A 25,652-nucleotide genomic window follows, 5' to 3' on the forward strand; every position below is an offset into this window, starting at 1 on the left:
CGAGGCGGTAATCATCACGCGCTGGCCACGCCCCCGTTTCAGGAGCAGGGATTGCGATGAATATTCGTACGCTGGAGACCTTTGTCTGGATTGCCCGGCTGGGCAGTTTTCGAGCAGCTGCCAAGCGCTTGTACGCTTCCCAGCCATCGGTATCGGCACGCATTGCGGGGCTCGAGGATCAGCTCGGCGTGGAGCTGTTCGACCGCATAGGCCGGCACGTGAAACTGACGGCAAAGGGGCGCGAGCTGCTGGTATATGCCGAGAAGATGCTGAACCTGCATAGCGAGATGCTACAGGTGGTGGCTACGCCAACGGCTATCCACGGCACCATTCGCCTGGGCGTATCTGAAACCATCGCGCATACCTGGCTACCGCAGATGATAGAGCGCGTCAGCGAGGCCTACCCGGCGATCAACCTGGAGCTTGATGTCGACATTTCCGTCAATCTGGCCGACAAGGTGGCGAATCACGATATCGACATCGCCTTCCTGATGGGCAAGGTCAATCAGCCGGGCATGATCAACCGACGCCTGTGCCGCTACTCGCTGGTATGGGTGGCGAGCCCGCGCCTGGCGATCCCCGACACGCCCTTGTCACCAGCCGATCTGGCCAAGTGGCCGATCATCACCTACCCGCGCAAGAGCGAACCCTATACCAACATTCGCTCATTGGTGGATCCCATGAATCACTCGACCCAGATTCATTCGAGCTCGTCACTCTCCACTATCATCCGCATGACGGTCGACGGCATCGGCATCAGCGCCCTGCCCCGCGAGATCATTCAGCAGGAACTGGCCTCGGGGCGACTCAAGCAGTTCGACGTGGAGGTGTCGATTCCAGACCTGGTCTTCAATGCGGCCTACGGCGCGGCACCAGGCGGCAATGTCGTGCACGCCGTGGCCGAGCTCTCTTTTCACACCGTCTCCGAATGCAACGTCGATACCTGACTCCGCCAGGCGTACCCGCTGACGCAAGCTATTGATCCAAATTTTGGATCAATACTGATCTTAATTTTCGAATTGTATAAATCATTGTTTCTGCCTTAACTGTAATGACGTGCATTCAGAGGCAGATCTCCATGTCGTCCGCTAGCTCACTAGATGCTTATTCGACCCCACTGGCCGTTCGCCTTGCCGCCAGGGAAGGCGCACTGACAGGGCCTACCGCAGGCCTGGCCAATGGCTTCGTGCAGGTCAATCTGGTGATCCTCCCCGAGGCCCAGGCCAACGGCTTCCTGCGCTTTTGCCAGGCCAATCCCAAGCCGTGTCCAGTACTCGCGGTCAGTGAGCCAGGAGCGAGAGACTGTGAAGCGCTTGGCGATGACATGGATATTGCCCGAGATGTGCCCGCCTATCGGATTTATCGCAACGGCCAGGCAAGCGACAGCGTCGCTGAGGTGACCGACGTGTGGCGCGATGACCTGGTGACCATTGCACTGGGCTGCTCGTTTACCTTCGAGCACGCCTTGCAGCAGGGGGGGCTCGAGGTGCGGCATATCGAGCAAGGCCGCAATGTGCCCATGTTCAACACCACGCTCCCCCTGGCCACGGCGGGGGGATTCGGCGGCAACCTGGTGGTATCGATGCGCCCCTATTCGGCGGCCGACGCCATTCGGGCCATCCAGATCACCACCCGCTTCCCCCAGGCTCACGGTGCGCCGGTACACCTTGGCGATCCCACCCTGATAGGCATCACCAACATCGATTCCCCCGACTACGGGGATAGCGTGTCAGTGGCTGATGGCGAACTGCCGCTTTTCTGGGCCTGCGGCGTGACCCCGCAGCAGGTGTTGATCGATGCGGGTATCGCGTTCGCTATCACCCACAGCCCAGGGCATATGCTGCTCACCGATATTCCTGACAGCCGCCTGTCCCTGTTGTAGCTCTACACAACCCCAAGAAAGTGAGGAAAATGCGATGATTACAAGAAACTCCCTCGTCTCCGCTGCTGCCGTCACCCTGGCCGTCGCAGGCTCCCATGCCGTCGCGCAGGAGATCGACGAAACCAGCCTTTCCTATGTCGGCAGCTGGAGCAGCCTGTCGCTGTACCAAAACTTCGAGCGTCCCTTCTGGGAGCGCCATATCCCCGAAGCCTCCGGCGAGCGCATCTCGACCGACGTTACCACCTTCGACCAGATGGGCCTTGGCGGTGGCGAGGTCTATCGCCTGATGGGGCGTGACGTGGTGGAGATCGCCTCTACGGTGATCAACTACGCCGTGCAGGATGCCCCGGAGCTGGAGGGCCTGGACATGCCGATGCTGGCGCCGGATGTGGCAACCGCCAGGGAAGTCGCGGACGCTTTCCGCCCGGTACTGGCCGACGCCTTCGCCAAGCGCTACCAGGATGCGCAACTGCTGGCGGTGGTGCCCTACCCCTCGCAGATGGTGTTCTGCAACGTCGAGATCGATGGCCTCTCGGACCTGGAAGGCAAGAAAGTACGCGCCAGTGGGCGCACCACCGCCGAGTTCCTCGAGGCACTTGGTGCCGAAGGTATCACGCTCAACTTCAGCGAAGTGCCTGGCGCCCTTCAGCGCGGCGTTGTCGACTGCGCCGTGACCGGCTCGCTGTCAGGCTTCAGCTCTGGTTGGCATGAGGTCTCTACGCACCTGTATCCGCTGCCGGTGGGCGGCTGGGATCACGTCGTCACGGCCATGAACGGCAACAAGTGGGCGTCGCTCTCCAGCGAGACCCAGGAGTGGCTGATGAGCGAGATTCGCGACAACTACGAGAACCCGGTGTGGGAGTCTGCCGTCGAGGAGACCCGCGAGGGGATTGCCTGCCTGACCGGCGAAGGCGAGTGCACGCGAGGCGATGCCGGCAGCATGGTCCTGGTCGAGGCAACGGATCAGGACTACGCCGAGGCCACTCGTCACCTCGAGGAAACCCTGCTGCCGAACTGGGCGAACCGCGTTGACCAGGAGTGGGTCGATCGCTGGAACGAGACCATTGGTTCAGTGACCGGCCTGACAGCGGCCAAGTAATCGCACTGGATCATTGTCGACGACCGGGCTGCCAGCCAGCCCGGTTTCGCTCTGGAGAGAGACATGTTCGCACGGGTCAACACTACCCTCGACAAGCTGCTGGATGTGGTACAGATCGGCTCGCTGTGGTTGGCGCGCGCCGGTGGCGTACTGATCCTCGTGACCGTCGCCATGGTGACCATAGAAGTCCTGTCGCGGCGCTTCATGGGACGCTCTGCCGTGCATGCCACCGAGCTCACGGGCTATATCATGGCGATCAGCGCCAGCTGGTCCTTCGCCTACACCCTGATGCGCAAGGCACATATCCGCATCGATGCCTTGTACCTGAATTTTCCCGCCAAGGTACGCGGCCTGCTGGACCTGGTCGCGCTGCTGGCCATGGCGCTGTTCTGCATCCTGGTGGTGGGTGCGGCCTTCGAGATCACCAGCGACTCCTATACCGGCGGTGCCACCGCCAACACCCCTCTCGGCACCCCCATCTGGATGCCTCAGGCGCTGTGGCTGCTCGGCCTGACCTGGTTCAGCGTTGCGGTGGGCCTGGTCACGCTGCGCGTGCTGTTTGGCCTGCTGGGAGGAGACATCGACGGTGTTCAACGGATCGCCGGCAGCCCGACGCTCGATGAGCAGTTAAGTGAAGAAAACAAGGAACCCCTGTCATGATCCTGCTCGCACTGCTGGTCCTTCTGGTCCTGCTGCTGATTAGCGTCCCGGTCGCGGCAACGCTTATTGCACTGGGGCTTTTCCTGGATGAGTTCTTTTCCCCCTTCCCGCTGGTCAGAGCCATGGGCGACGTGCTGTGGTCGGCCTCGGACAGCTTCCTGCTGATCGCCATCCCCCTGTTCATCCTGCTCGGCGAGATCCTGGTACGCACCGGTATTGCCAAGGGCACCTACCGCGCCCTCGAGAGCTGGCTGTCGTGGCTGCCGGGCGGCTTGCTGCATGCCAATATCGGCACCGCCACGCTGTTTTCCGCCACCTCGGGTTCCAGCGTGGCCACCGCCGCTACCATCGGCACCGTGGCGATCCCCCAGGGCAAGGAGATGAAATACGATCCCAAGCTGTTCACCGGCTCGATTGCCGCCGGGGGCACGTTGGGGATCATGATTCCGCCCTCCATCAATCTGATCGTCTACGGTTTCCTGACCGAGACCTCCATTCCGCAACTGTTCGCCGCAGGGCTGCTGCCCGGGCTACTGCTGGCGGTGCTGTTCATGGCCGGTACCGCGCTGATCTGCCTGTGGCGCCCCAGCCTCGGCGGCCCCAGCACGCACCACAGTTGGGGCGAGCGCTTCTCGGGGCTCAAGCATCTGGTACCGGTGCTGACCCTGTTCGGCATCGTGGTGGGCTCGATCTATGCCGGCTGGGCGACCCCCACCGAGGCTGCCTCCCTGGGGGTGATCGGTGCGCTGCTGATCGCGCTGTTCATGCGCAAGCTATCGCTTGGCATCATCGTCGAGGCGCTGGACGGCACCATGCGCACCACCGGCATGATCATGCTGATCATCATCGCCTCGTATTTCCTCAATTTCGTGCTGGCCTCCACCGGCGTGACCCGGGAGCTGGCCGGCTTTCTGGAGTCGGCAGGCCTGGGCCCCTACTCGACGCTGATGCTGGTGATCGTGCTCTACATCGTGCTGGGCTTCTTCATCGAGACCCTGTCGCTGATGGTCATCACCATCCCCATCGTGGCGCCGATCGTGATCGCCATGGGCTTTGATCCGGTGTGGTTCGGCATCCTGCTGATCCTGCTGATCGAGATGGCGCTGATCACCCCGCCGGTAGGCCTCAACCTCTACGTGGTGCAGGGGGTTCGCCAAGGCGGTCCCTTCAACGACGTGATGCTGGGCGCCCTGCCCTACGTCGGCTTCATGTTCCTGATGGCCATCGTGCTGATCCTGTTCCCGTCGGTTGCCATGTACCTGCCCAACCTGCTGCGCGGATAGCACCGCACACCACCGACAACCAAGGAGACTCCAATGACAAGGTTTTATCTATCCGAGACAGCGCAGCCCATCGACGTTGAGGTCAAGGAGCTGATCATTGCCGGCTGGGCCGGCCGTGAGCAGGCCGCCATCGACGAACATATCGAGGAACTCAAGGACATTGGCGTCACGCCACCCTCCACCACGCCACTGTTCTACCGCGTAGCGGCCAACCAGCTGACCACCGATGCGGCCATTCAGGTACTCGGCGAGGCCTCGAGCGGAGAAGTGGAAATCGTGTTGATCGGCACGCCCCAAGGCACCCTGATGGGCATCGGTTCAGATCATACCGATCGCGAGGCCGAAGCCTGGTCGGTGGCGCACTCCAAGCAGGTCTGCGCCAAGCCCGTCAGCCAGCAGCTGTGGCGCCTGGACAGCGTAATCGAGCATTGGGATGAGCTGCAGATGAGCGCCTACGCCACCTTCGACGGCAAGGAAGTGCTGTACCAGCAAGGGGCGGTGACGGGGCTGCTGCACCCCACCGAGCTGCTCCAGCGGTTCGGCCTCGAGCAGCCGCAACTGGCCCCCGGCCAAGCGATGCTGTGCGGCACCCTGCCGGTGATCGGCGGGGTGCGCGCCTCAGAGGCGTTTCGCATGGTGCTCGAGGATCCCGTCACCGGGCATAAGCTGGAGCACCGCTATGCGGTTGCGTCGCTTGAGGTGGTGGCATGAGCAACACCACACCCTTGAGTCAGCCGGATAGTCGCTCTGCCACCCTCGACGCCCTGCTCGACGGCATGCAACAGGGGCGCTGGCAGGCCAGTGACCTGCTCGACGCCAGCCTCAAGAATGCCGATGCTCGGGACGATCCCCGGGCCCAGGTCTACACCCGCCGCTTCGAGCGCACTGCCCGCGCCGAGGCGGCGGCGGCCGACCGACTGCGTGCCGACGGCGTGCCGACGGGCCAGCTGGCCGGGCTGCCGATTGCCCTCAAGGCGCTGTTCGATGTGGCCGGCGAAGTCACCCATGCCGGCTCCCAGGGGTGGCAAACGGCAGCGCAGCGGGATGGCGTTATCGTCGCCCGCCTGCGCCGCGAGGGGGCGGTGTTGACCGGGCATACCAACATGACCGAGTTCGCCTACTCCGGGCTGGGACTCAACCCCCACTACGGCACCCCCGACAACCCACTCGCCCCGGGGCGCATCCCCGGCGGCTCCTCGTCGGGGTCTGCCGTGGCGGTGGCCCAGGGCATGGCGTCGGCGGGCATCGGTACCGACACCGGCGGCTCGGTGCGCATCCCCGCCGCATTCTGTGGGCTGGTGGGTTTCAAGCCTTCTCAGTCCCGCATTCCCCGGCAGGGAACCTTCCCACTCTCGGACAGCCTCGACTCGATCGGCCCCATCGCCCGCAGCGTGACCTGCTGCGCCCGACTCGATGCAGTGCTCGCCGGCCAGCCCTGGCAACCTGTCACCGCGCTGCCCTTGAAGGGGCAGCGCTTCGTCGTGCCTGGCGACTATATGCTCGACGGCATGGATGCAGCGGTGGAAGCCGCCTTTACCCGCAGCCTGGCACTGCTGCGCGACGCTGGCGCCACGCTCATCGAGGCCCCGGCGCCGGTCCTGGCCAGCCTACCGGAGCTGCTCGAAGGGGGCGGTTTTACCGCCGCCGAGAGCTACCACCTGCACCGCCAATGGCTTGGCGAGCATGGCGAGCGCTACGACCCGCGGGTTCGCTCGCGGATCGAGAAGGGCGCTGCCTTGAGCGCGGCGGACTACCTCGAGCTGCTGCAGCGCCGGCGCGAGCGCCAGCGCCAGGCCGATGCATGGCTCGCCGACTTCGATGGCCTGTTGGCCCCCACCGTGCCGGTGGTCCCGCCGCGCCATGAAGAGGTCGCCAGTGACGATGACTATGCCCGCCTCAATCTGCTGATCCTGCGCAACCCGACGGTGGCCAACCTGCTCGACCTGTGCGCGATCACGCTGCCCAATCACGCTCCGGGAGAGCTGCCCAGCGGGCTGATGCTGATCGGCCGCAACGGCGAGGATGCCACCCTGTTGCGCCAGGCGCTGGCGATCGAAGCGGCCATGGAACAGCGATGCTGATCGTTCTGGCGATCAAGCTGGTGGCCACCGCGGTGGTGGTCATCGGCGTGTCCATTGCGGTGGGCAAACTGGGGCCCAGACTCGGCGGCATCATAGCCGGCATGCCGATCGTGCTGGGACCCGGCTACTTTTTCATGCTCCAGGAGCAGTCGCCGGCGTTCATTCGCGAGGCGGCACTCTCGACGCTGCATGCCCTGGTCGCCACGCTGGTATTCAGTATCTGCTTCGTGGTCTCGGCCAGGCGGCTGGGCGCCAGGGCCAGCCTGGCGCTGGCGACCCTGTGCTGGGTCCCTGCGGCACTACTCTTCTCGCAGCTACCGGGCGGGGCGGCCATGGCCGTGCTGATGTACGCCGTGGTGCTGCTGCTGGCCGAGGGCGTGAAGCGCTACCTCAGGCTGAGTCCGCCGCGGGTGGTCGCCGTCTCGGGCTGGTTCGACCTGATCTTGCGCGGCGTACTGGCCGGTGTGCTGGTGAGCGTCGCCACCACCCTGGCGGCCAATGCCGGTCCGCTGCTCTCCGGCCTCTTGGTGGGCTTTCCCATCGGCCTGCTGACCATCGGCTGGACCCTTCACCAGCGCTATGGCGTCGAGGTGGCCCGCGCCACCGTGAGCATGGCGCAGCAGGGCATGCTGAGCCTGGTGGCCTTCGGCCTGGTGACGGCCGTCCTGGCGGGCACGCTGCCCCCGCTGATCACATTTCTGTCGGCACTGCTTGCCTCGATGGGGGTGAGCGCCGGCCTGTTCATGCTCAGTCAGTGGCGCACCAGACGAGCGTGTGCCAATCCCCCCGCCCTATAACAGAGGAAGCCGATGATATGACGACGCCTGCTCCCGACAACGCCAGCGCGGTGATCGACTCCCGTTCCGGCGGCGAGAACGCCCGCCGCATCCTCAAGCGCGACCCCAACCCACAGCTGTTTCGCCCGGCCAGGTTCCGCTCGGTGGAGGGCCGCAACCGCATCATGATGTCGCCCATGTGCCAGTACTCCGGCCACGACGGACTCTCCAACGATTGGCACTTCGTGCATCTGGGTGCCCGGGCCACCGGCGGCGCTGGCTGGGTGTTCACCGAGGCGGTGCATATCGAGCCGCGGGGCCGCATCACTCCCAACTGCCTGGGGCTGTGGAACGATGAGCAGCGCGATCGGCTCGCCCGCATTGCCGCCTTCGTCGATGCCCAGGGTGCCGTGCCGGGAATACAGCTGGGACACGCAGGCCGCAAGGCCTCGGTGGGCCGCCCCTGGGAAGGCTCACACCCCCTGAGCGCAGCACAAGGTGGTTGGGACGATCTGGTATCGGCCTCCGCCCTGCCCTACGCCCAGCAGTGGGGCGTTCCCGCCGCCATGACACCCAGTCAGATCGACGACTCCATGGCCAGCCTCAGGGAGAGCACCCGCCGCGCCCGGGAGGCCGGCTTCAAGGCACTCGAGTTGCACGGCGCCCACGGCTATCTCATCCATCAGTTCCTGTCGCCATTGAGCAACCGGCGTAATGACGACTACGGCGGCTCGTTCGACAATCGGATTCGCTTCCTGCTGCAATCGATCAGCGCGGTCAGAGAGGAGTGGCCCGATACGCTGCCGCTGTTCCTGCGCCTCTCCTGTACCGACTGGGTCGAGGGCGGCTGGACGCTCGAGGATACCGTGCGCCTGGCCAAGCTGCTCAAGGATGGCGGCCAAGTCGACCTGATCGACTGCTCGTCCGGCGGTAACGACCCGCGCCAGCAGATTCCCATTCATCCCGGCTACCAGATCCCCCTGGCCCAGGAAGTCCGCACCCAGGCGGATATCGCCACCGGGGCAGTGGGCCTGATTCATAGCCCCGACCTGGCCGAGTCGGTGATCGCTAACGGCCAGGCCGACCTGGTGATTCTGGGCCGCGCGCTGCTGGCCGACCCCGCCTGGCCGCTGAGGGCAGCGGCCACCCTCAAGGCGGAAAACGTCGAGTGGCCCAAGCAGTATGAACGCTCGAATATCTTCTGAGCGCTGCCCACCACCAGGGCTAATCCTGCATTAGGGACTCGGCATTTGCAGGGTGACACGAGTATGCTTAGACAAAACAACTCGAAATGACGGGAGTCATCATGTCTAAGCTAACGCTACGACCTCGTCCACGCGGTGGACGCTGGCCGGTCGCCCTGGCCTGGTTGAGCCTACTGCTGCTGGCTGGCGCAGCACTAATGATGGGCGGTGCAGGGCCAGCCCATCGTATGGGGCTGGTGGATCTGGGAAGTGCCTTCGGCTGGCTGCGCCAGGGCGCCTACGTGGCCTTGGCCGCCGCGGCCATGGGGCTGTTGACGCTGATGGTGGCAAGCCTGTGCAAGCGGGCCCAGCCGGCGCTGGTAGGCGGGCTGGTGATCATCGCAGTGGCGGGCATGATGTGGACACCCTACCACCTGCAGCAGCGCGCCCAGCATGTGCCGCCGATCCACGATATCAGCACCGACCTGGACGACCCGCCGGCTTTCCTGGCGCTGGCCGATGCCCGGGAAGCCGCACCCAATGCCGTCGACTACCCCGGCGAACGCACCGCTCGCCAGCAGCGCGACGCCTATCCGGATATTCAGCCCATCACCCTCGAGCTTACGCTGAGCGAGGCGCTGAGCGCCGCCGAGGCGGCGGCCCTGGACCAGGGCTGGGCACTGGCGGAGGTCGGCCGCGACCGTATCGAAGCCACCGCCACCACCCGCTGGTTCGGCTTCAAGGACGACGTGGTGATTCGCCTCAGCGAGGTCGAGGGCGGCACCCGAGTGGACGTGCGCTCGGCGTCGCGACTCGGGCGCAGCGACATGGGCACCAACGCCCAGCGCATTCGCGACTATCTTGATGCGCTGCGCGCCCGGGTCGAGTAGCCGCAACACCGCTCACTGCACAGGGAGGAGAGCCGCGTGACCAACGTGCCCTATTACGCTCAGTGGGAGAGCCCCGAGCTGATCGACGACTTCCTGTCAGGCCGGCGTCGGCCTCGCGACGACCCGCGTTGGCAGGACTCCGGCGCGAGGTCTGCCGCGGAGTACGAGAAATGGGCCAGGCATGTTTGCGGCATGGCCTGCCTCAAGATGGCCATCGCCCACTTCACCGGCACCGCCTACCCGATCTTTCGCCTTCTCGAGAGAGCCATCCAGCACGGCGCCTATCTCGAGCGAGACGGCGAGATCAAAGGGATGATCTATGCCCCGGCCACGCAGCTGCTGCGCGAGGAGTTCGGCCTGCAGGCCACGGTACATACCGGCGTCGAGGTGCATGAGCTGGCGAAGCATCTCGATGACGAGTCGCTGTTCGTGGCCTCGGTACATCCCGGCATTCGCCGGCCCGAGGTCGAGCCTCCGGCGCGCGGTGGGCACCTGGTACTGCTCACCCAAGCCAGCCAGGACGCCCTGCGATTCCATAACCCCTCCGGCGTGGAGCGTGCGACACAGCAGGATGCAATCCTGACGCCTGCCGTGTTCGCACGCTTCTTTGCCGGCCGCGGGATACGACTGACACCGGACTAGCGGGCCTGCACCACCTTCTCGTCGCAGGCCCTCCTTCGCTATTTGCCGTCCTGTTGCGTGCCTTCCTGCTTCTCACCTTCCGGCTTGGCATGCCCCTGGTGGGCCAACGCACCGGCCTCGTCCAGACGCGGGTGGTTGTCGAGGAACTCGCGGTGGATATCGGGCAGCGCATCCAGCGCCTTGAGGGTGTGGGTCAGGGCATGGATGGCGGCCAGCACGTCCTGGGTATTGCCGGTCTCGGAGATGGTGTGCATGTTGCGGATCGGGAAGCCGATCGAGGTCGCCGCACAGTCCACCGCAGCGAGTACCCCGGCCATGCCGTCGGTGCCGGTGTCGGCGCCGACGATATCGCGCTGCAGCGGGATGCCCTGCTCCTTGGCGGTAGTCGCGATAAGGCGGTTGAGCTGCTCGCTGGCAATCGAACCCACCGACATGGTGAAGCCCTTGCCCATCTCCAGCGGCTGCATGCGCCGGTCGCCGATGCCCGGCGCGGCCACGTAGTCGTGATTGACGTCGACGCCGATCAGCGCATCCGGCTTGAGCTCGCCGGCCAGCACCCGGCTGCCGAAGCGACCGATCTCTTCATAACTGGCAATGGCGAACATCACCCGCACCTGCTCGGTGCCGCCAGACTCGGCGATCAGCCGCGCCACCTCGGCGGTGACAAAGCAGCCCAGGCCGTTATCCAGGTAGGCGCCGTAGAAGGTATCGGGGCTGAAGCCGGGGCGGATCGGGCGGTCGAACAGGATCGAGTCGCCGGGGCGCACGCCGAGGTTGAGCACCTGCTGCTTCTTGTTCTCGCCGTGAATCTGCAGGTCGAGGTAGATCTGCTCCTTCTTGATGCCCTTGCTGCCGTCGCGCTGGGCCGGGTCGGAGAAGTGGATCGCCCCCAGTGCCTCGACAGTGCCGCCACGAATCACCCGGTAACTGCCGGGCTGCTCCGGATCCTCGCTGAACAGCTTGACCTCGTGGCCGATCAGCACCCCGGGCAGGAAAGAGTCGGTGTTGATCCAGATCTTGCCGTCGTCGCCGATGCTGCGCACCTGCATGCGGATCTTGTCGGCGTGGCCGATGATCATCACCTTGAACATGTCATCGCGGCCGGGATGGGTATCCAGCACCACCCCGGCATGCCCCTTGTACTGGTGCAGATGCCAGCTCTTGGGCGCAAAGCCGTCGAAGTAGGGCTTGAGTACGCCGTAGGTCATGGCGCCCTCAAGGCCTATCGGACTCGGCGCATCGAGGATGCGGCGCATCAGGGTGAACTGCTCGTCCGGCATGGGTTGAGTCCAGGGCTTGGTCGCGTCGCTCATCTAGGTCTCTCGCTGATTGAGGAAGTATCTCCCCAGTCTGCCAGATTTCGCGGCGCCTAACCTGTCGCTGGACGAAGACGCGCGAAGGAAAAAAGCGCCGACAGCGGGTGATCGCGCCCCTCGATCGAGGCGCGCAGCAAGCCGGCCCCTATCATGCTGTAGCTGATACCGTTGCCGCCGTAGGCCATGGCGAATAGCACGCGGGGGCCATATTGCGGGTGGGGGCCGAAGAAGGGCAGGCCATCCTCGGTCTCGGCAAAGGTCCCGCCCCAGGAGAAGGTCGGGGTCATGGGCAGTGCGGGGAACAGTGACTCGACCTTTTCGGCCAGCCCCTGGGCTTTGTCGTGGACCCGCTGGTCACGACGCGCGGGCACATCCTCATCGTCATCGTCGCCGCCGACCAGCAAGCGGCCATCGCCGGTAGTGCGCATATAGAGGTATGGCCGCGCCGACTCCCAGACCATGGTCGTGGCCAGGCGGCCAAGCGCCTCTGGCGCGATGGGATCGGTAATGAAGGCATAGCTGCTGCGATTGACGGCGAACGACTCCGTCAGCCAGCGCTGTGACTCATAGCCGGCGGCCACCACCAGCTGCCTGCAGCGCAGCGTATAGCCCGCCATCGTGCTCAGCGTCACGCCGTCGCTATCGGCAGCGACCGTTTCGACCTCGGTACGATCGAAGACCTGGCCGCCATGTTCGTCCACCCGCATGAACAGCTTGTAGGCCATGCGGTAGGGGTCCACCCGCGCCGCCAGATGGGTCAGGATGGCGCCCGGCGCCTCGATGCCGAAGGCGTTCTCGAGCCCCTCGCGGCTCAGCCAGTCGGCCTCGAAGCCATGCTGCCGGCGCAGGTCGTACTCCTCGCTCAGGCTCGCCAGGTCCTCGTCACCGCTGGCGTAGTACAGGCTCTGCTGGTAACCGAAATCCACGTCGCCCAGTTGATCGGCCAGTGCGGCAAGATCCGTGATGGCATCGGCACAGGCGCGATAGGCCAGCACGGCATTGTTCTCACCGTAGCGCTTGGCCAGATCGACCATGTGGGTATCGATTTCATACTGCAGCAGGGCGGTACTCGCCGCCGAGCTTCCCCAGCCCACCTCGCGGCGCTCCACCACCACCACATGCTGACCATGGCGCGCCAGCTCATCGGCGATCAGGGCGCCGGTGATGCCGCCGCCGATGACCACCACATCGCAATGAAGGTCTTCGGCGAGCTTGGGGAAGGCGTGCATCAAGCCATTCTTGACGGCCCAGAAGGGATAACCGCTTTTCAGGTCCATGCGCTTGTCTCTTTCCTTGAGATAATGTCATGCCAGAAGGCAGACGCTTACCACGAGCTTAGCCGTAAACCTGGCGTCGCACTGTGCGGGCCAAGTGCGCGCGAGGTCTATGCTAGGCTAGCGCTTTTCCCTTCTGCCATTGATGAGGCCCGCATGCTTCGTATTTCCAACAGCGTGGAGCTGGGCGACTGGGAAATCGAGATCAGCCAGATCCGCGCCCAGGGCGCCGGCGGACAGAACGTCAACAAGGTCGCCTCGGCGGTACATCTGCGCTTCGATATCCCCAACTCCAGCCTGCCGCCCTTCTACAAGGAGCGGCTGATGGCGCTCTCCGACCAGCGCATCAGCAAGGAGGGGGTGGTGGTGATCAAGGCCCAAAGCCACCGCACCCTGGAACTCAACAAGGAGGATGCCCTGGTGCGCCTGCGCACGCTGATCCGCGAGGCGGTCAAGCAGCAAAAGGTGCGCAAGCCCACCAAGCCGACCAAGGGCTCGCAGCGCCGCCGGGTCGACAGCAAGACCCGCAAGGGCAAGACCAAGTCGCTGCGCGGCAAGGTCGACGTATGAGCGCGCCGCGCGTCTCGCCCTGCACCAAGGTGTGCCGTATCGACGAGCGCAATGGCCTCTGCGAGGGCTGCGGTCGAACGCTGGACGAGATTGCCCGCTGGGGCAGCATGAACGAGGCCGAGCGCGCCAGCATCTGGGCGCGGCTCGGCCTCGAGACTCACGACCGTTCGGGGTGAGCGCTAGTGAGGATATGGTGCAAGCCGCCGCACTCGACCATGGCATCGTCGCAATTGACGACGATCTCCGAGCGCGCCAGCACGAAGCTCTTGCCGGTGATGGTGTTCTCCACCACGTGGCCCTTGCCCTCTTCGCGCACCGCGGTGAACTGGCCGATGAAGCCGGTCTCGCGCAGCGACACGGTCTCCAGCTTGTCGCCGGGCTGGATGCTGCCCTCGTAGTGCATCAGCGCCAGCCGTGCCGAGGTGCCGGTACCGGTGGTGCTGCGGCAGATCACCCCGGGATGCACGTAGGTGGTCGAGCGTGAGCGGTAGAAGTCGTCGGCGATCTGTTCCACCGGGCCCATGAAGTGCAGGAACGGCAGCGGCCCCACGTCGCCCAGGGTGTAGTGGGAGAAGCCGCGCTCGGCCTGGATCGCCTCGACGATCTTGTGGGCACACTCGGCCAGCTGGCGCTCCTCGGCGCGGTTGAGCGAGAAGCCCAGTTCGGCGGCATCGACCAGCGCATAAAAACCGCCGCTGTAGGCCACGCTATAGGTCACGTCGCCGAGGTCCGGGACATGGATCTTGGCGCGGTAGGTATCGATGTAGCTGGGCAACCCGCCGCAGGTGATCGCCTCGACCACGCCGTTCTCGACCCGCGCCTCGATGTTGACCAGCCCCGCCGGCGACTCGAGCACGAAGTGCTGGGTGCCCTCCTGCTTGGGTACGATACCCGCCTCGAGTACCGCGGTGGCGGTGCAGATGGTGTTGGAGCCGGAGTAGATCGGGTAGCCCATCACCTCCATGATGATATAGCCGGCGGCGGCCGCCGGGTCGGTGGCCGGCACGATCAAGTCCACCGACATCTCGGGTATGCCGTAGGGCTCTTCCAGCAGCAGCCGGCGCAGGCCGTCGGCGTCATCGCGCAGGTAGTGCATCTGCTCGCGTACCGTGGCGCCGGGCAGCGGGTCGATGCCGCCGGTGACGATGCGGCTGACGTCGCCGCCGGCGTGGGTATCCATCAGCTGCAGGGTCAGTTCACTCATGGGCGTTGCTCCAGGGCAAAGGGGGCGCCGTGCTCGTCCCACTCGGCGTCGGGCACGATCACGATCTTGCCCAGGTAGTTGCTGCCACGATTGACGAAGTAGCGCTCCGCGGCGTGCAGCTCCGAGAGCTTGAAGGCGGCGTGGAGTACCGGCTTGAGCTGGCCGGCGCGAATCCACTCCACCAGCTGCTCGGCCTCTTCCCGGGTGCCGTGGGAAACGCCGAAGATCTGCACCTGGTAGAGGTAGATGCGCGTCCACATGATCTCACTGAGGTTGCCGCCGCTGGCGCCGGCGATCGACAGCCGCGGATAGTCGGCGCGGCGGTTCATGTCGACGATCATGGTGTCGATGAAGCGATCGGTCATCTCGCCGCCAACCAGGTCCATCACCGCATCAATGGGCGCCCCGCCGGTGGCGGCTAGCACCTGATCGGTAAAGTCATCCATCCGGGTACGGTCGAATACCGCCTCGGCGCCCAGAGCCTCGAGCGCCTCGGCCTTGTCGGCCTGGCTCAGCGCATAGGGGATGGCACCGACGATGCGGCACAGCTGGATCAGCGCCGTACCCACGCCGCCGCTGGCGCCGGTGACCAGCACATGCTCGCCGGCCTTGACCCGCGCCGAGGTCATCATGTGGTAGGCGGTCTGGTAGGAGCACATGCCCATCGCGGCGAGCTCGGCATCGGCCAGCTCGGGGTTGGGCACAGGGTGGAACTGGTCCGCCGGCACCGCGACGTACTCGGCGTAGCCGCCGTCGGCGCCGTGGCCGTAGTAGTCCGGGGTCAGGTTGATGTTGCGCCGGCCGTCGGCATAGAGGTTGAAGTCGAGCAGGCCGCGCTCGCCGATGCGCGCCGGGTCGACGCCGTCGCCCACCGCGGCCACGCGCCCGGCGATGTCGGCGCCCTGGATGCGCGGAAAGGTCAGGGTCGCCTCGCCGCCCATGGCGAACGAGGTCACCTCGCCCTTGTCCTTGGTCGGGTAGAGCCCCTCGCGGGCCTTGCGGTCGGTATTGTTCTTGGCGGTGGCGGTGACCCGCACCAGCACCTCGCCAGGGCCAGGGCGCGGGGTCGCCACGTCATGGCGATACTCGAGCTTGTCGACGTCGCCATGGCCGGTCAGCAGCATGGCCGACATGGTCTCGGGAATCGAATCTGACGGTGCTACGGATGCCATAGGCTGCCTCCTTGCTGTGGCGGAGCATTCAGGTCGCGACGATATCAAACTCAGGCGTCCTGCCTAGTGCAGAAATTTTTGAATCGCGCCCCTGGCACACGAGAAATTTTTGTCTCGCTGCTCAGCGCCCGCCGGAGACATCAATGAAGCTGCCGGTGGTGTAGGAGGCGTCTGCGGAGGCCAGCCACAGGATCGCCCGGGCGACCTCGTCGGCCTCGCCGCCGCGCTGCATCGGCACCCCCGGCGTCAGGCGCGCGACGCGCCCCGGCTCGCCACCGCTGGCGTGGATATCGGTAGCGATCAGCCCCGGGCGCACGGCGTTGACGCGGATTCCCTGGGTCGCCACCTCCTTGGCCAGGCCGACGGTGAAGCTGTCGATGGCACCCTTGGCGGCGGCGTAGTCGACGTACTCGTTGGGCGCGCCCAGCCGCGCGGCCATCGACGAGAGGTTGACGATGGCCCCGCCCGGGCCGCCGTGCAGGGTCGACATGCGCCGGATCGCCTCACGGGCACACAGGAAGCTGCCGGTGACATTGACCGCCAGCACCCGCGCCAGACGTTCGGCGTCCATCGCCTCGACCCGGCACTGCGGCGCCAGGATGCCGGCGTTGTTGACCAGCACCTCGACGCGGCCCAGGGCGTGGTCGACGGTGTCGAACAGCCGCATCACGTCGCGCTCGACGCTGACGTCCGCGGCCACCGCGATCGCTTCGCCGCCCTCCCGAGCGATGGTGGCGGCCACCTCATCGGCCGCCTCGCGATTGTCGCGGTAGCTCAGGCACACCCGATAGCCAGCCGCCGCGGCCAGACGCGCGGTGGCCGCGCCGATCCCGCGGCTGCCACCGGTGACGATCATTACCTTGCCCATGCTGCGTTCCTCAGCCCATCACCGGCATGCCGGTGACCAGCACGTGAAGGTGGAAGGCAAACAGGTAGTAGGCCACCAGGCCGATCACCACCGTCAGCACGGTGGCGGTGGCGCGGCTCTCGCGGGCGGGCGGCGGATTGGCGCGGTCGCGCTGCTTGGCGGCACGGAAGGCGAGTATCGCCCACACCAGGAAGGCGCCAAAGAACACGATGTCGCCAAGCCGACCGTTGGCCAGCAGGTGAGCAAGCGCCCAGATCTTCACCGCCAGCATCATCGGGTGGCCGAGCTTGGCCTTGATGGCGTTGTGCGGCACGTAGGCGGCCACCAGCATGATGAACGCCGGAATCATCAGCAGCAGCACCAGATGGCGAAGCCCGGTGGGCGGGAACCACACGAAGATCGGGTCGAGGCGCATCTGGCCATAGCCCCAGATGGCGATGGCCAGGCCGAGCACCGAGACCGCCGAGTAGGCGAGCTTCCAGGTCGTCTCACCGAGGCGCTCACACTGCGCCTGACGCCAATCGTCGGCGAAGATACGCACGGAGTGGCTGCCCAGGAAGATCAGCAGGCCGAGAATCATGATAAGCATGTAGGAAATGCTCCAGCAGAGAATGTCAGGTGCGCCAAGCATGCCATAACCCGCCGCCCAGGGCATGACAAGCGTGATCGCGGGCTTGAAGATCGCCATCTGAATCGTTCAACATAGCCGCCTCAAGCGCCGGGCAGCCTATGCCCCATGCGCTCGCCAAGGACCGGTCATGCTGCACTTTCCCAGCCGTCATCACCGCCAGGTGACCCTAAGCTACTTCCTGCTGTTTATCGGCGTCGGCATGACCGGCGGCCTGCTCGGCCCGGCGCTGCCGCACCTGGCGGCGATGACCGACTCGAGCATGAGCCAGATCGCGATGCTGTTCACCGCCCGCGCACTGGGCAATATGAGCGGTGCCTTCATCACCGGCCTGCTGATGGATCGGCTCAACGGCCATCGGCTGCTGGTCGGCATGCTGCTGCTGACCGTGGCCGGCCTCGCCGTGGCCCCGCTGAGCCCGTCGCTGTGGCTGCTGACCGCGCTGTTCCTGCTGCTGGGCTTCTCCGAGGTGTCGCTCAACGCCGGCGGCAACACCCTGCTGCTGTGGCGCCACCGCGACGCCGCCGGGCCCCACGTCAGCGCCCTGCACTTCTGCTTCGGGCTGGGCAATATGCTGGTGCCGTTGGTCATGGTCGCGGCGCTGGCCATGACGGGCCTGTTCCAGTGGGCCTTCTGGGTGGTGGCCGCCTATCTGCTGGCGATGCTGTGGCCGCTGTCGCGACTGAAGAGTCCCAGCAAGCTGGCCAGCGATGAGGACGCCGCGCCGCGCGCCCCCAAGCATCACGACCCGCTGCTGCTGGCGCTGTTCATGCTGCTGTTCGCGCTCTACGTCGGGGCCGAGATCACCTTCGCCGGCTGGATCACCGCCTACGGCGTACTCACCGGGCTCACCGCCGAGCGCGCCGCACTGCTGGTCACGCTGTTCTGGCTGGCCCTCTCCGCCGGGCGCCTGCTGGCGATCCCGCTGCTGCGCTGGTGTTCGCCGTGGGCGATCCTGATCGGCTGCCTGCTGCTCGGCGGGGGCACGGCGCTGGCGCTGCATGCAGTGTGGCTGCCGCTGTGGCTGGGCTCGCTGCTGTTCGGCCTGGCGGCCTCGGCGATCTTTCCTACGCTGTTCAGCCTCAGCAACCAGGTGATGGAGATGAGCGGGCGCACCACCGGGCTGATCTTCACCGCCGCCGGCAGCGGTGCGCTGCTGGTGCCGTCGCTGACCGGCCCGCTGCTCGACCTGGCCGGCGCCGAGGCCTTCCCGCCGCTGCTCGGCGGCATGCTGGTAGTGCTCGGGCTGGGCCTGGCAGCGCTGCACCTGCGGCTAACGCGCCTTAGCCAGCCCGCCTCTGCCTAGCCCGAGGCACTGCACCGGTTGCGCCCAGCCTGCTTGGCGAGGTAGAGCTGGCGGTCGACCTGATCAAGCAGGCTTGCCAGCGAATCGTCGTGGGCGGGAATCCGCGTCGCCACGCCCTGGCTGATGGTGAGGTTGCCCAGCGGCGAGGCGGCATGCGCCAGCTGCAACTCGCAGATTTCACGTCGACAGCGCTCGGCCAGCTGCAGGGCGGCGGGGCCCGGGGTTTCCGGCAGCACCCACATGAACTCCTCGCCACCGAAGCGCGCGAAGCCATCGCGGGGCCGAGTGGCCACGCGGCTCAGCGCCTCGGCGACGCCCTTGAGCGCCTCATCGCCGGCCAGATGGCCGTAGTGGTCGTTGTACTCCTTGAAGTGATCGATATCGATCATGATCAGCGACAGCGGCTGAGTGTTGCGGCGCGCCTCCTCCCAGGCCTGGGTGAGGTAGTCATCCAGCCGGCGGCGGTTGGCGACACCGGTCAGGCCGTCCTGGTAGGAGTAGGCCTCGAGCTCGCGCTGCAGCCGCACCAGTTGCTCTTCGTTGGCCTTGCGCTCGCTGATGTCGAACATGAACCCGACCAGCGCCTCGACCTCGCCTTCGGCGTCACGCACTACGTGAACCACATCACGAATCCACACATAGTCGCCGTCGCGGGTCAGGGCGCGGTAGTCGGCCTCGTGGTCGCTGCCCTGGCGGGATTGCGACACGCAGAAATTGACGACCCAGTCGCGGTCCTCGGGATGCATGCGCGTCGCCCAGTCGTCGACGCTGACCCAACTCTCCGGCGTCCAGCCCAGCAGCGCCTCGATCTGCGGGCCGATATAGGCAAACTGCAGGGTCTTCCAGTCGATCTTCCAGGGAATCGCCTTGGTCGACTCCAGCAGGGTCTTGTAGACGCTGTGATCGAGCTTATCGACCAACGACAGCTCGCCCTCGGGGGGCAGCTGATTCATGGTGGTTACTCCATAATGCGATGATGTTTTTTGGCCCCAGACACTCGCGCTAAGATAGCAGCCGTCACCGTTAACGAAACCAACCCTTGCGGTGAAACAGCCCCACCAGCGTTACCCCGATGCCGAGCATGACGCCCAGCACCACGAAGTAGGCGTAGCGCCAGCCGAGTTCCGGCATGTACTCGAAGTTCATGCCGTAGAGGCCGGCGATGAAGGTCAGCGGGATGAAGATCGCCGAGATCACCGTCAGCACGCGCATGGTGATGTTGAGCTGGTGGGAAGAGATCGAGATATAGCCGTTCACCAGATCGCCGCAGATGTCGTAGTACATCTGGGTCAGGCTGTACAGCCGCTCGAAGCGCTCGTAGACATCGTTGATGGCGTGCAGGGTGTCGCTGTCGTCACGCGGCAAATGCCGGTAGTCGTAGGCGATCAGTTCCTGGGTAATGCCCTTGTGGTAGTTGAAGATGCGGCGCATCTTCACCAGCCGCGAGCGGTAGGCGGTGATGCGCCGCATCAGCTGGTCGTTGCCAGCCTCGAGGAGTTCGTCCTCGAGGTCGCTGAGCACCCCCTCGAACTCCAGCAGGCTGTCGAGGTAGTAGCCCGCCGAGATGTACATCACCTTGAGCGCGACCTGCTGCGGCGAGGCCTGCAGCAGTGCCGTGCCGTGCTCGTCGAACAGCCGCTCGATGCTGCGCGCCTCGCTGGGATGAAGGCTGATCAGGAAGCGCTCGCCGATGAAGAAGCACAGCGGCTGGGCCCGGTAGTTGAGCTCGGCGTCGAAGGCGGCGATGCCGCGATAGATGATCAGGGTGTGGTGCTCGAACTCCTCGATCTTGGGCGGGTGCCGATCGCGGTGGGCATCGATGATCGCCAGTGGATGGCAGTCGAAGGCCTCGAGCATCTCGCGCTCACAGTCCTGGGATTCGCCCTGCATATCGATCCAGATATGCGCTTCGGTGCTGTCCCGCCAGGCGGCAATCAGCTCCTCGCCGCCCTGCTGCCAGCGGCCCGTGTCGTCGACCATCAGCGTACGGATCATGAGTCGTCGGCATCCTCTGCCAGGTGTACCTGCGCCTTGCCGGCGCGCTTGGCGGCATACATCGCCACGTCGGCACGCTTGAGCAGCTGGGCCGCGGTACCTACGTCGCCCGGCCCGTACAGTGCCACGCCGATGCTGGTGCTGACCTCGGCCTGGGCATCGCCAAGCCTCACCGGCGCTTCCACGCGCGCCACCAGCCGCTCGGCGAAGGCCAGCGCATCGGCCTCGCCGATGCCTTCGAGCAGCACCACGAACTCATCCCCCGCCAGGCGCGCCACATGGTCGGTCTGGCGCACCGCCTCGAGCAGGCGCCGAGCAACCTCACGCAGCAGCGCGTCGCCGGCGTCGTGGCCATGGTCATCATTGACCGCCTTGAAACCGTCCAGGTCCATGAACAGCAGCGCCAACGGCTTGCCCGAGCGCATCACCCGCGCCATCGCCTCAGGCAGCCGCTCGTCCAGGGCGCGACGATTGGGCAGCCCGGTGAGCACGTCCTGACGCGCCTCCAGATCGCGCAGGGCGTCGAGCTGGCGGCGCTCGGTAATGTCGTGAACGAAGATGCTGTAACGAATCTCGGCGCCGACCTTAAACGCCCGCATGCGGACCTCGACCGGCAGTGCGTGGCCGTCGCGGCGCCTGGCCAACGCTTCGCTGATGCTGCGCTCACCCGCCGGGGGCAACGTCAACGGGTCGATCAGCTGCGCGAGCGACATGCCCAACGCCGCCTGCCGCGCGATACCAAACATCTGCCCGGCCGCACGATTCCAGTCGGTGACTCGCGCCTGGCCGTCGAGGCCGATATAGGCATCGTAGGCGTTGTCGACGATCAGCCGCAGCTCGGTCTCGCGGGCATCCAACGCTCGGTGGATCTCGGCGTGATCGGCCAGGGTGGTCACCAGACGGCGATTGGCCTCGCGCAGCTGGATCTCCTGGTTGATGATCGCCGCCAGGTCCTGCAGCGTTGCCAGCTGCTCGGCATCGAGCCGCCGCGGCCGATAATCCACCGCACACAGCGAGCCCAGCGCGACATCGGCCGAGTTGAACAGCGGGATACCGGCGTAGAAGCGCAGGCCATCCTCGCGCTTGACTCCGTCCAGCGTGGCGAAACGCGGATCCTGGCTAAGGTCCTCGATGACCAGCGTAGAGCGCTGGGCAATCGTCCAGGTACACACCGACTCGCTGCGAGCGGTTGTCTCGATATCGATCCCGACCCGTGACTTGAGCCATTGGCGCTGGGTATCGATTAGCGTCACCAGCGCGACAGGCACCTCCAGCAGCCGCGAAACCAGCCGAGTGACCCGATCGAAGGCCGGCTCGACATCGGTGTTGAGCAGCTCAAGCTCACACAGTGCTGCCAGCCGTGCCTGCTCGTCTGCGGGGATCGGGTAGTCGCTCATTGCCTGCCTCTACTGCTATGCCATGACCTGCTACAGCATACCGGCTAGCGGCAGGCACTGCTTGTCTGCATCGCTCAGCGCCAGGTTTCGACCTCGTCTTGTGAGGGCTCGGGCAGGGCCGCCGGGCTGTCGCCTGCGGCGGCGACCCGGAAGCGCCCCACCAGGGCGTGCATGTCGGCAGCCTGCTGGTCGAGCACATGGCTGGCGCTCGAGGCCTCCTGAACCAGCTGGGCGTTCTGGTGAGTGACCTGGTCGAGCTGGGCGATGGCCTGGTTGATCTCCTCGATGCCCGCCGACTGCTCGTGGGTGGCACTGGCGATCTCGGTCACATAGCCGCTGACGTGCTTGAGGCTATCGATGATCTCCTGCAGATGCTCGCTGGTGGCACGTACCAGGCTGGCGCCCTCGCCGACCTTGCTGACGCTGTCGTCGACCAGGCGTCGGATCTGTGACGCCTCCTCGGCGCTGCGGCTGGCCAGCTTGCGCACCTCCTGGGCCACCACCGCGAAGCCGCGGCCCTGCTCGCCGGCCCGCGCCGCCTCCACCGAGGCGTTGAGCGCCAGCAGGTTGGTCTGGAAGGCGATATCGTCGATGGCGGTGATGATGCTGGTGATCTTCTCGCTGGAGAGGCGGATCGCCTGCATCGCATCGTTGGTGCGGCCGGCCACGTCGCCGGCGGAGTGGGCACGCCGGTCGACCTCCTGGCTGGCGTCGCGCGCCTGGTTGGCGTAGTCGGCGGTCTGCTTGACGGTGGCGGTGATCTGCTCGAGGCTCGAGGCGGTCTCGGCCAGCGACGAGGACTGCTCCTCGGTGCGCTGCGACAGGTCGTCGTTGCCCGAGGCGATCTCACGGCTGCTGGCGGCGATCGCCCCGGCGCCGTCGCGGATCTGCGCCACGATGCTCTCGAAGGTATCCATCATGCGGTTGAAGGCCTGGGCGGTGCGGCCGATCTCGTCGTCGCGCTGCAACGCCAGGCGCAGCGACAGGTCAGCGTTCTCGCCGGCCGCGCCGCTGATGCTCTCCATCTGGCGGCGCATCTGCCCGAGCGGGCCCAGCACGCGCACCAGGGTGCGCCAGCCGAAGATCGCCAGCACCAGGATGACCGCCAGGGTCACGCCGATCTGCAGCACGCGCCCGGCGTTGGCCAACTCCTCGGCCTGGCCCGCGGCCAGGTCGGCCTGGGCCACGCCGTCGGCCTCGAGCTCGCCGAGCGTGGCGCGCATGTCGCCCATCGCCGTGGCCACGTCGCCCAGGGCCTGTGCCTGACCCTGACGCAGATCGAGCTGCTCGTGGCGCAGCGCATAGACCGACTGGCCACCACTCACCATCAGGCCATCCAGCTCGTCGATGATCTCGGTCAGCGCCGTGGCGCGCTCGCTCTGCTCGGTGCTGGCGCGCGTCGATCCGGCGATGGCGCCCAACGACTGGCGCGCCAGGTTGAGCTGCTGGGCGATCTCGTTGTAGCGCAGGTTGACCAGCCGGTCGCTGCTCTCGACCTGCATCAGCTGGCGGCCAAGGTCGGCCAGCAACGCCACCGCGGTGCGCACAGTACTGCTGGTTTCGGCGATATTGCCGCCGTCGTCGAGCAGGCCCTCGACCAGCTCGGTGGGCAGCGTGGTCATGCCCTCCTCGAGCCAGGCCTCGACCCGCGTGCGCTGGTCACGCCGCGCGCGAACGTCAGCCAGGGTGGCGCGACCGGCCATGTCCTCGGCGCTGATCATGACCTCGACGATACGCTGCTGCATGGCGGCGATGCGCTCGTCCATGGTGGCCGCAAGGGCCAGGTCTTCGCGGCGCACGTCGTCGAGGGCGCTGTCCGCCTCGAGCAGTGCCGCATAGCCGGCATCGAGCCTGGCCAAGCGCTCGCGCTGGGCGCTATCGTCACGCTCGCTAAGCCCCTCCCGCGCTGCCAGGAAGCGCTCGTCGAGCGTCGCCTGGGAGATGACCTCGGCCAGCGCCGCCTCGTCGGCGGCGGCCAGCAGGTCAGCATGGCGAGCGCCGAAGGCTGCCATGCTGTCGACCATGCCTCGGCTCGCCTCCTGCTGGGGCAGCACCTCACCGAGAATGAAGCGCTGCGAGTCGACCAGCCGCTGGTTCGACATCAAGCCGGTAGCGGCCAGCACCACCGCCCCGATGACCGCGGCCAGGAACAGCCCGATCAGCATCGCGCGCAGACTGAGAGTACGTTTCATGTCGTGCCCCTTGGAAATTGGTAACGGCCCCGCCCGTACGGCAGGGGGTCAGCGTGCGAGGGTGGACCAGTCCACCGCGTCGAAGCCGCCATTGCGGATGATGGTCGGCCATACCGCGTCGCTGGCCTGGTGATCGCCGCGCCCCAGGCGCAGCGGCTCGCCGATGCCGAGGTCGACCTCGCCAAGCCCCAGCAGCGCATCGACCAGCGCCTCGCGGTCCGGCTCGGGGCCGGCCGCTTCCAGTCCCTTGACGAACAGTGCCGCCGCCAGATAACCCTCCAGCGAGATGAAGTCGGGGCTGGCGCCGTTGGCATGGGTCTCGAGCGCCTCGCGGTAGGCCGCCACGCCGGGCAGGTCGGCATCCAGCGGCGGCACCACCTGGGTGATGATCACGTCTTCGGCCAGCTCACCAAGCTCATCGGCCAGCGCCTGGCTGCCGACGAAGGAGACGTTGAGGAACAGCGCCTCGGGGAGGTCCTGGCGCGCCTCGCGAATGAAGTCGGCGACCGGCCCGTAGGTACCCACCATGATGATTGCGCGGGGCGTTACCGGGGCCTGCAGAATGGTCGCCAGCGCCTGGTGAACGTTGCGGGTATTGCGCGTGAAACGGCCGTGAGCGAGCTCGCGCGCGGCCTCGAAGCCGTGGGACTCCAGCGCCCGAATGCCGCCGATGTAACCGGCATCACCGAAACCGTCGTTCTGGGTGAAGAAGGCGATCTCGTCCGGGGCGATGCCCGCCTCGAGCAGGCCCTCGACCATCGCCGCGGTCTCCTGCACATAGCTGGCGCGGTAGTTGATGACGTGGCGGTCGGGCGGATCGCGGCGCAGCACGCCGGCGCCGGTGAAGGCGCCGTAGAGCAGCGTCTGGTACTCGTTATGCAGCGGAATGGTGACGATGGCGGTGGGCGTGCCGACGTTGCCGATCGCCGCCAGCACCTCGTCCTCCTCGATCAGCCGCCGGGTCTCGGGTGCAGCTCGCAGCGGCTCGTAGCGGTCGTCGCGGGCCAGCAGGGTGAGCTCGGCGCCGTGCACGCCGCCGGCGGCGTTGACCTCGGCGAAATGCGCCTCGATGCCCTGGCGCATGCCGTTGCCGAGCGAGGCGGCGGGGCCGCTGAGCGGTGCCACCAGACCAAACTTGAGTTCAGCCTGGGCGTGTGGAGCCAGCAGCCACAGGGCTCCCAGCAGCAGTGCAATTCGACGTCGCATGGACCGACTCCCGGATATCGTTCGACA

The 25,652-nt window shown here is 66.1% G+C and carries 25 protein-coding genes; 14 read left to right on the forward strand and 11 right to left on the reverse strand.

What is annotated here, in order from left to right; all coding sequences use genetic code 11:
- The first annotated feature begins 56 nt into the window (after positions 1 to 56).
- The 11 genes from QC821_RS17340 to QC821_RS17390 all read left to right on the forward strand — a co-directional run bounded on the left by QC821_RS17340 (position 57) and on the right by QC821_RS17390 (position 10,497).
- Complete coding sequence (locus QC821_RS17340) at positions 57 to 947, forward strand: LysR family transcriptional regulator (RefSeq protein ID WP_076749095.1); 891 nt, start codon at positions 57 to 59, stop codon at positions 945 to 947.
- A 131-nt stretch (positions 948 to 1,078) separates the two neighbouring features.
- A complete protein-coding gene (locus tag QC821_RS17345; protein ID WP_309724121.1) occupies positions 1,079 to 1,882 on the forward strand; it encodes a putative hydro-lyase in 804 nt (267 codons plus the stop codon).
- 34 nt (positions 1,883 to 1,916) lie between these two features.
- Positions 1,917 to 2,981: a TRAP transporter substrate-binding protein gene (locus QC821_RS17350; RefSeq protein WP_309724123.1), complete on the forward strand. Its 1,065-nt coding sequence runs from the start codon at positions 1,917 to 1,919 to the stop codon at positions 2,979 to 2,981.
- 63 nt (positions 2,982 to 3,044) lie between these two features.
- Positions 3,045 to 3,641 carry a TRAP transporter small permease subunit gene (locus QC821_RS17355; RefSeq protein ID WP_095620136.1) on the forward strand — a complete coding sequence of 199 codons (597 nt, stop codon included), beginning with the start codon at positions 3,045 to 3,047 and terminating at the stop codon, positions 3,639 to 3,641.
- On the forward strand, positions 3,638 to 4,924 hold the full coding sequence (locus tag QC821_RS17360) for a TRAP transporter large permease (protein ID WP_309724126.1): 1,287 nt from the start codon (positions 3,638 to 3,640) through the stop codon (positions 4,922 to 4,924). Before QC821_RS17355 ends, QC821_RS17360 begins: the two co-directional genes overlap by 4 nt.
- A 33-nt stretch (positions 4,925 to 4,957) precedes the next feature.
- Positions 4,958 to 5,635: a DUF2848 domain-containing protein gene (locus QC821_RS17365; protein WP_309724128.1), complete on the forward strand. Its 678-nt coding sequence runs from the start codon at positions 4,958 to 4,960 to the stop codon at positions 5,633 to 5,635.
- Positions 5,632 to 7,005, forward strand: a complete 1,374-nt coding sequence (locus QC821_RS17370; protein WP_309724130.1) for an amidase — start codon at positions 5,632 to 5,634, stop codon at positions 7,003 to 7,005. The genes QC821_RS17365 and QC821_RS17370 overlap by 4 nt, the downstream gene beginning before the upstream one ends.
- A complete protein-coding gene (locus tag QC821_RS17375; protein ID WP_076749101.1) occupies positions 6,999 to 7,802 on the forward strand; it encodes a hypothetical protein in 804 nt (267 codons plus the stop codon). The genes QC821_RS17370 and QC821_RS17375 overlap by 7 nt, the downstream gene beginning before the upstream one ends.
- A gap of 17 nt (positions 7,803 to 7,819) precedes the next feature.
- A complete protein-coding gene (locus tag QC821_RS17380) occupies positions 7,820 to 8,986 on the forward strand; it encodes an NADH:flavin oxidoreductase/NADH oxidase (RefSeq protein ID WP_309724132.1) in 1,167 nt (388 codons plus the stop codon).
- A gap of 101 nt (positions 8,987 to 9,087) precedes the next feature.
- Positions 9,088 to 9,855, forward strand: coding sequence for a DUF1499 domain-containing protein (locus QC821_RS17385; RefSeq protein WP_309724134.1), 768 nt, complete (start codon positions 9,088 to 9,090; stop codon positions 9,853 to 9,855).
- A gap of 36 nt (positions 9,856 to 9,891) precedes the next feature.
- A complete protein-coding gene (locus tag QC821_RS17390; RefSeq protein ID WP_309724135.1) occupies positions 9,892 to 10,497 on the forward strand; it encodes a C39 family peptidase in 606 nt (201 codons plus the stop codon).
- A gap of 38 nt (positions 10,498 to 10,535) precedes the next feature.
- On the opposite strand, the gene QC821_RS17395 is transcribed toward QC821_RS17390, so the two are convergent.
- Both QC821_RS17395 and QC821_RS17400 read right to left on the reverse strand, forming a co-directional pair.
- Entirely contained in the window at positions 10,536 to 11,810 is a 1,275-nt protein-coding gene (locus QC821_RS17395) for a M20/M25/M40 family metallo-hydrolase (RefSeq protein WP_309724137.1), read from the reverse strand.
- A 56-nt stretch (positions 11,811 to 11,866) separates the two neighbouring features.
- Complete coding sequence (locus QC821_RS17400; protein WP_309724139.1) at positions 11,867 to 13,090, reverse strand: NAD(P)/FAD-dependent oxidoreductase; 1,224 nt, start codon at positions 13,088 to 13,090, stop codon at positions 11,867 to 11,869.
- 153 nt (positions 13,091 to 13,243) lie between these two features.
- Between QC821_RS17400 and arfB the strand changes: the two genes are divergently transcribed.
- Positions 13,244 to 13,657, forward strand: coding sequence for an alternative ribosome rescue aminoacyl-tRNA hydrolase ArfB (arfB, locus tag QC821_RS17405; protein ID WP_309724141.1), 414 nt, complete (start codon positions 13,244 to 13,246; stop codon positions 13,655 to 13,657).
- Positions 13,654 to 13,833, forward strand: a complete 180-nt coding sequence (locus QC821_RS17410) for a DUF1289 domain-containing protein (RefSeq protein ID WP_309724143.1) — start codon at positions 13,654 to 13,656, stop codon at positions 13,831 to 13,833. The genes arfB and QC821_RS17410 overlap by 4 nt, the downstream gene beginning before the upstream one ends.
- Here QC821_RS17410 and QC821_RS17415 read toward each other — a convergent pair.
- The 4 genes from QC821_RS17415 to QC821_RS17430 all read right to left on the reverse strand — a co-directional run bounded on the left by QC821_RS17415 (position 13,815) and on the right by QC821_RS17430 (position 17,490).
- Positions 13,815 to 14,861 carry a proline racemase family protein gene (locus tag QC821_RS17415; RefSeq protein ID WP_309724145.1) on the reverse strand — a complete coding sequence of 349 codons (1,047 nt, stop codon included), beginning with the start codon at positions 14,859 to 14,861 and terminating at the stop codon, positions 13,815 to 13,817. The two genes, QC821_RS17410 and QC821_RS17415, sit on opposite strands and share 19 nt — an antisense overlap.
- A complete protein-coding gene (locus QC821_RS17420) occupies positions 14,858 to 16,033 on the reverse strand; it encodes an alcohol dehydrogenase catalytic domain-containing protein (protein ID WP_309724147.1) in 1,176 nt (391 codons plus the stop codon). The genes QC821_RS17415 and QC821_RS17420 overlap by 4 nt, the downstream gene beginning before the upstream one ends.
- 121 nt (positions 16,034 to 16,154) lie before the next feature.
- Complete coding sequence (locus QC821_RS17425) at positions 16,155 to 16,901, reverse strand: SDR family oxidoreductase (protein WP_309724149.1); 747 nt, start codon at positions 16,899 to 16,901, stop codon at positions 16,155 to 16,157.
- 10 nt (positions 16,902 to 16,911) lie between these two features.
- Entirely contained in the window at positions 16,912 to 17,490 is a 579-nt protein-coding gene (locus tag QC821_RS17430) for an NnrU family protein (protein ID WP_309724150.1), read from the reverse strand.
- A 169-nt stretch (positions 17,491 to 17,659) separates the two neighbouring features.
- On the opposite strand from QC821_RS17430, the gene QC821_RS17435 reads away from it, so the two are divergent.
- Positions 17,660 to 18,835: an MFS transporter gene (locus QC821_RS17435; protein WP_309724152.1), complete on the forward strand. Its 1,176-nt coding sequence runs from the start codon at positions 17,660 to 17,662 to the stop codon at positions 18,833 to 18,835.
- Here the strand turns inward: QC821_RS17435 and QC821_RS17440 are convergent.
- The 5 genes from QC821_RS17440 to QC821_RS17460 all read right to left on the reverse strand — a co-directional run bounded on the left by QC821_RS17440 (position 18,832) and on the right by QC821_RS17460 (position 25,625).
- Positions 18,832 to 19,788 (reverse strand): sensor domain-containing diguanylate cyclase, encoded by a 957-nt coding sequence (locus tag QC821_RS17440; protein WP_309724154.1) that lies wholly within the window; start codon positions 19,786 to 19,788, stop codon positions 18,832 to 18,834. The two genes, QC821_RS17435 and QC821_RS17440, sit on opposite strands and share 4 nt — an antisense overlap.
- A gap of 70 nt (positions 19,789 to 19,858) precedes the next feature.
- Entirely contained in the window at positions 19,859 to 20,830 is a 972-nt protein-coding gene (locus QC821_RS17445) for a magnesium transporter CorA family protein (RefSeq protein WP_309724155.1), read from the reverse strand.
- Positions 20,827 to 22,227 carry a sensor domain-containing diguanylate cyclase gene (locus QC821_RS17450; protein ID WP_309724156.1) on the reverse strand — a complete coding sequence of 467 codons (1,401 nt, stop codon included), beginning with the start codon at positions 22,225 to 22,227 and terminating at the stop codon, positions 20,827 to 20,829. Before QC821_RS17450 ends, QC821_RS17445 begins: the two co-directional genes overlap by 4 nt.
- A 74-nt stretch (positions 22,228 to 22,301) precedes the next feature.
- Positions 22,302 to 24,419: a methyl-accepting chemotaxis protein gene (locus QC821_RS17455; protein ID WP_309724157.1), complete on the reverse strand. Its 2,118-nt coding sequence runs from the start codon at positions 24,417 to 24,419 to the stop codon at positions 22,302 to 22,304.
- Positions 24,420 to 24,467: 48 nt separating this feature from the next.
- Positions 24,468 to 25,625: an ABC transporter substrate-binding protein gene (locus tag QC821_RS17460; RefSeq protein ID WP_309724159.1), complete on the reverse strand. Its 1,158-nt coding sequence runs from the start codon at positions 25,623 to 25,625 to the stop codon at positions 24,468 to 24,470.
- Between the last annotated feature and the right edge of the window lie 27 nt (positions 25,626 to 25,652).

Origin of the sequence: Franzmannia qiaohouensis (assembly GCF_031451695.1) — a bacterium.
In the GTDB taxonomy this organism is placed as follows: domain Bacteria; phylum Pseudomonadota; class Gammaproteobacteria; order Pseudomonadales; family Halomonadaceae; genus Franzmannia; species Franzmannia qiaohouensis.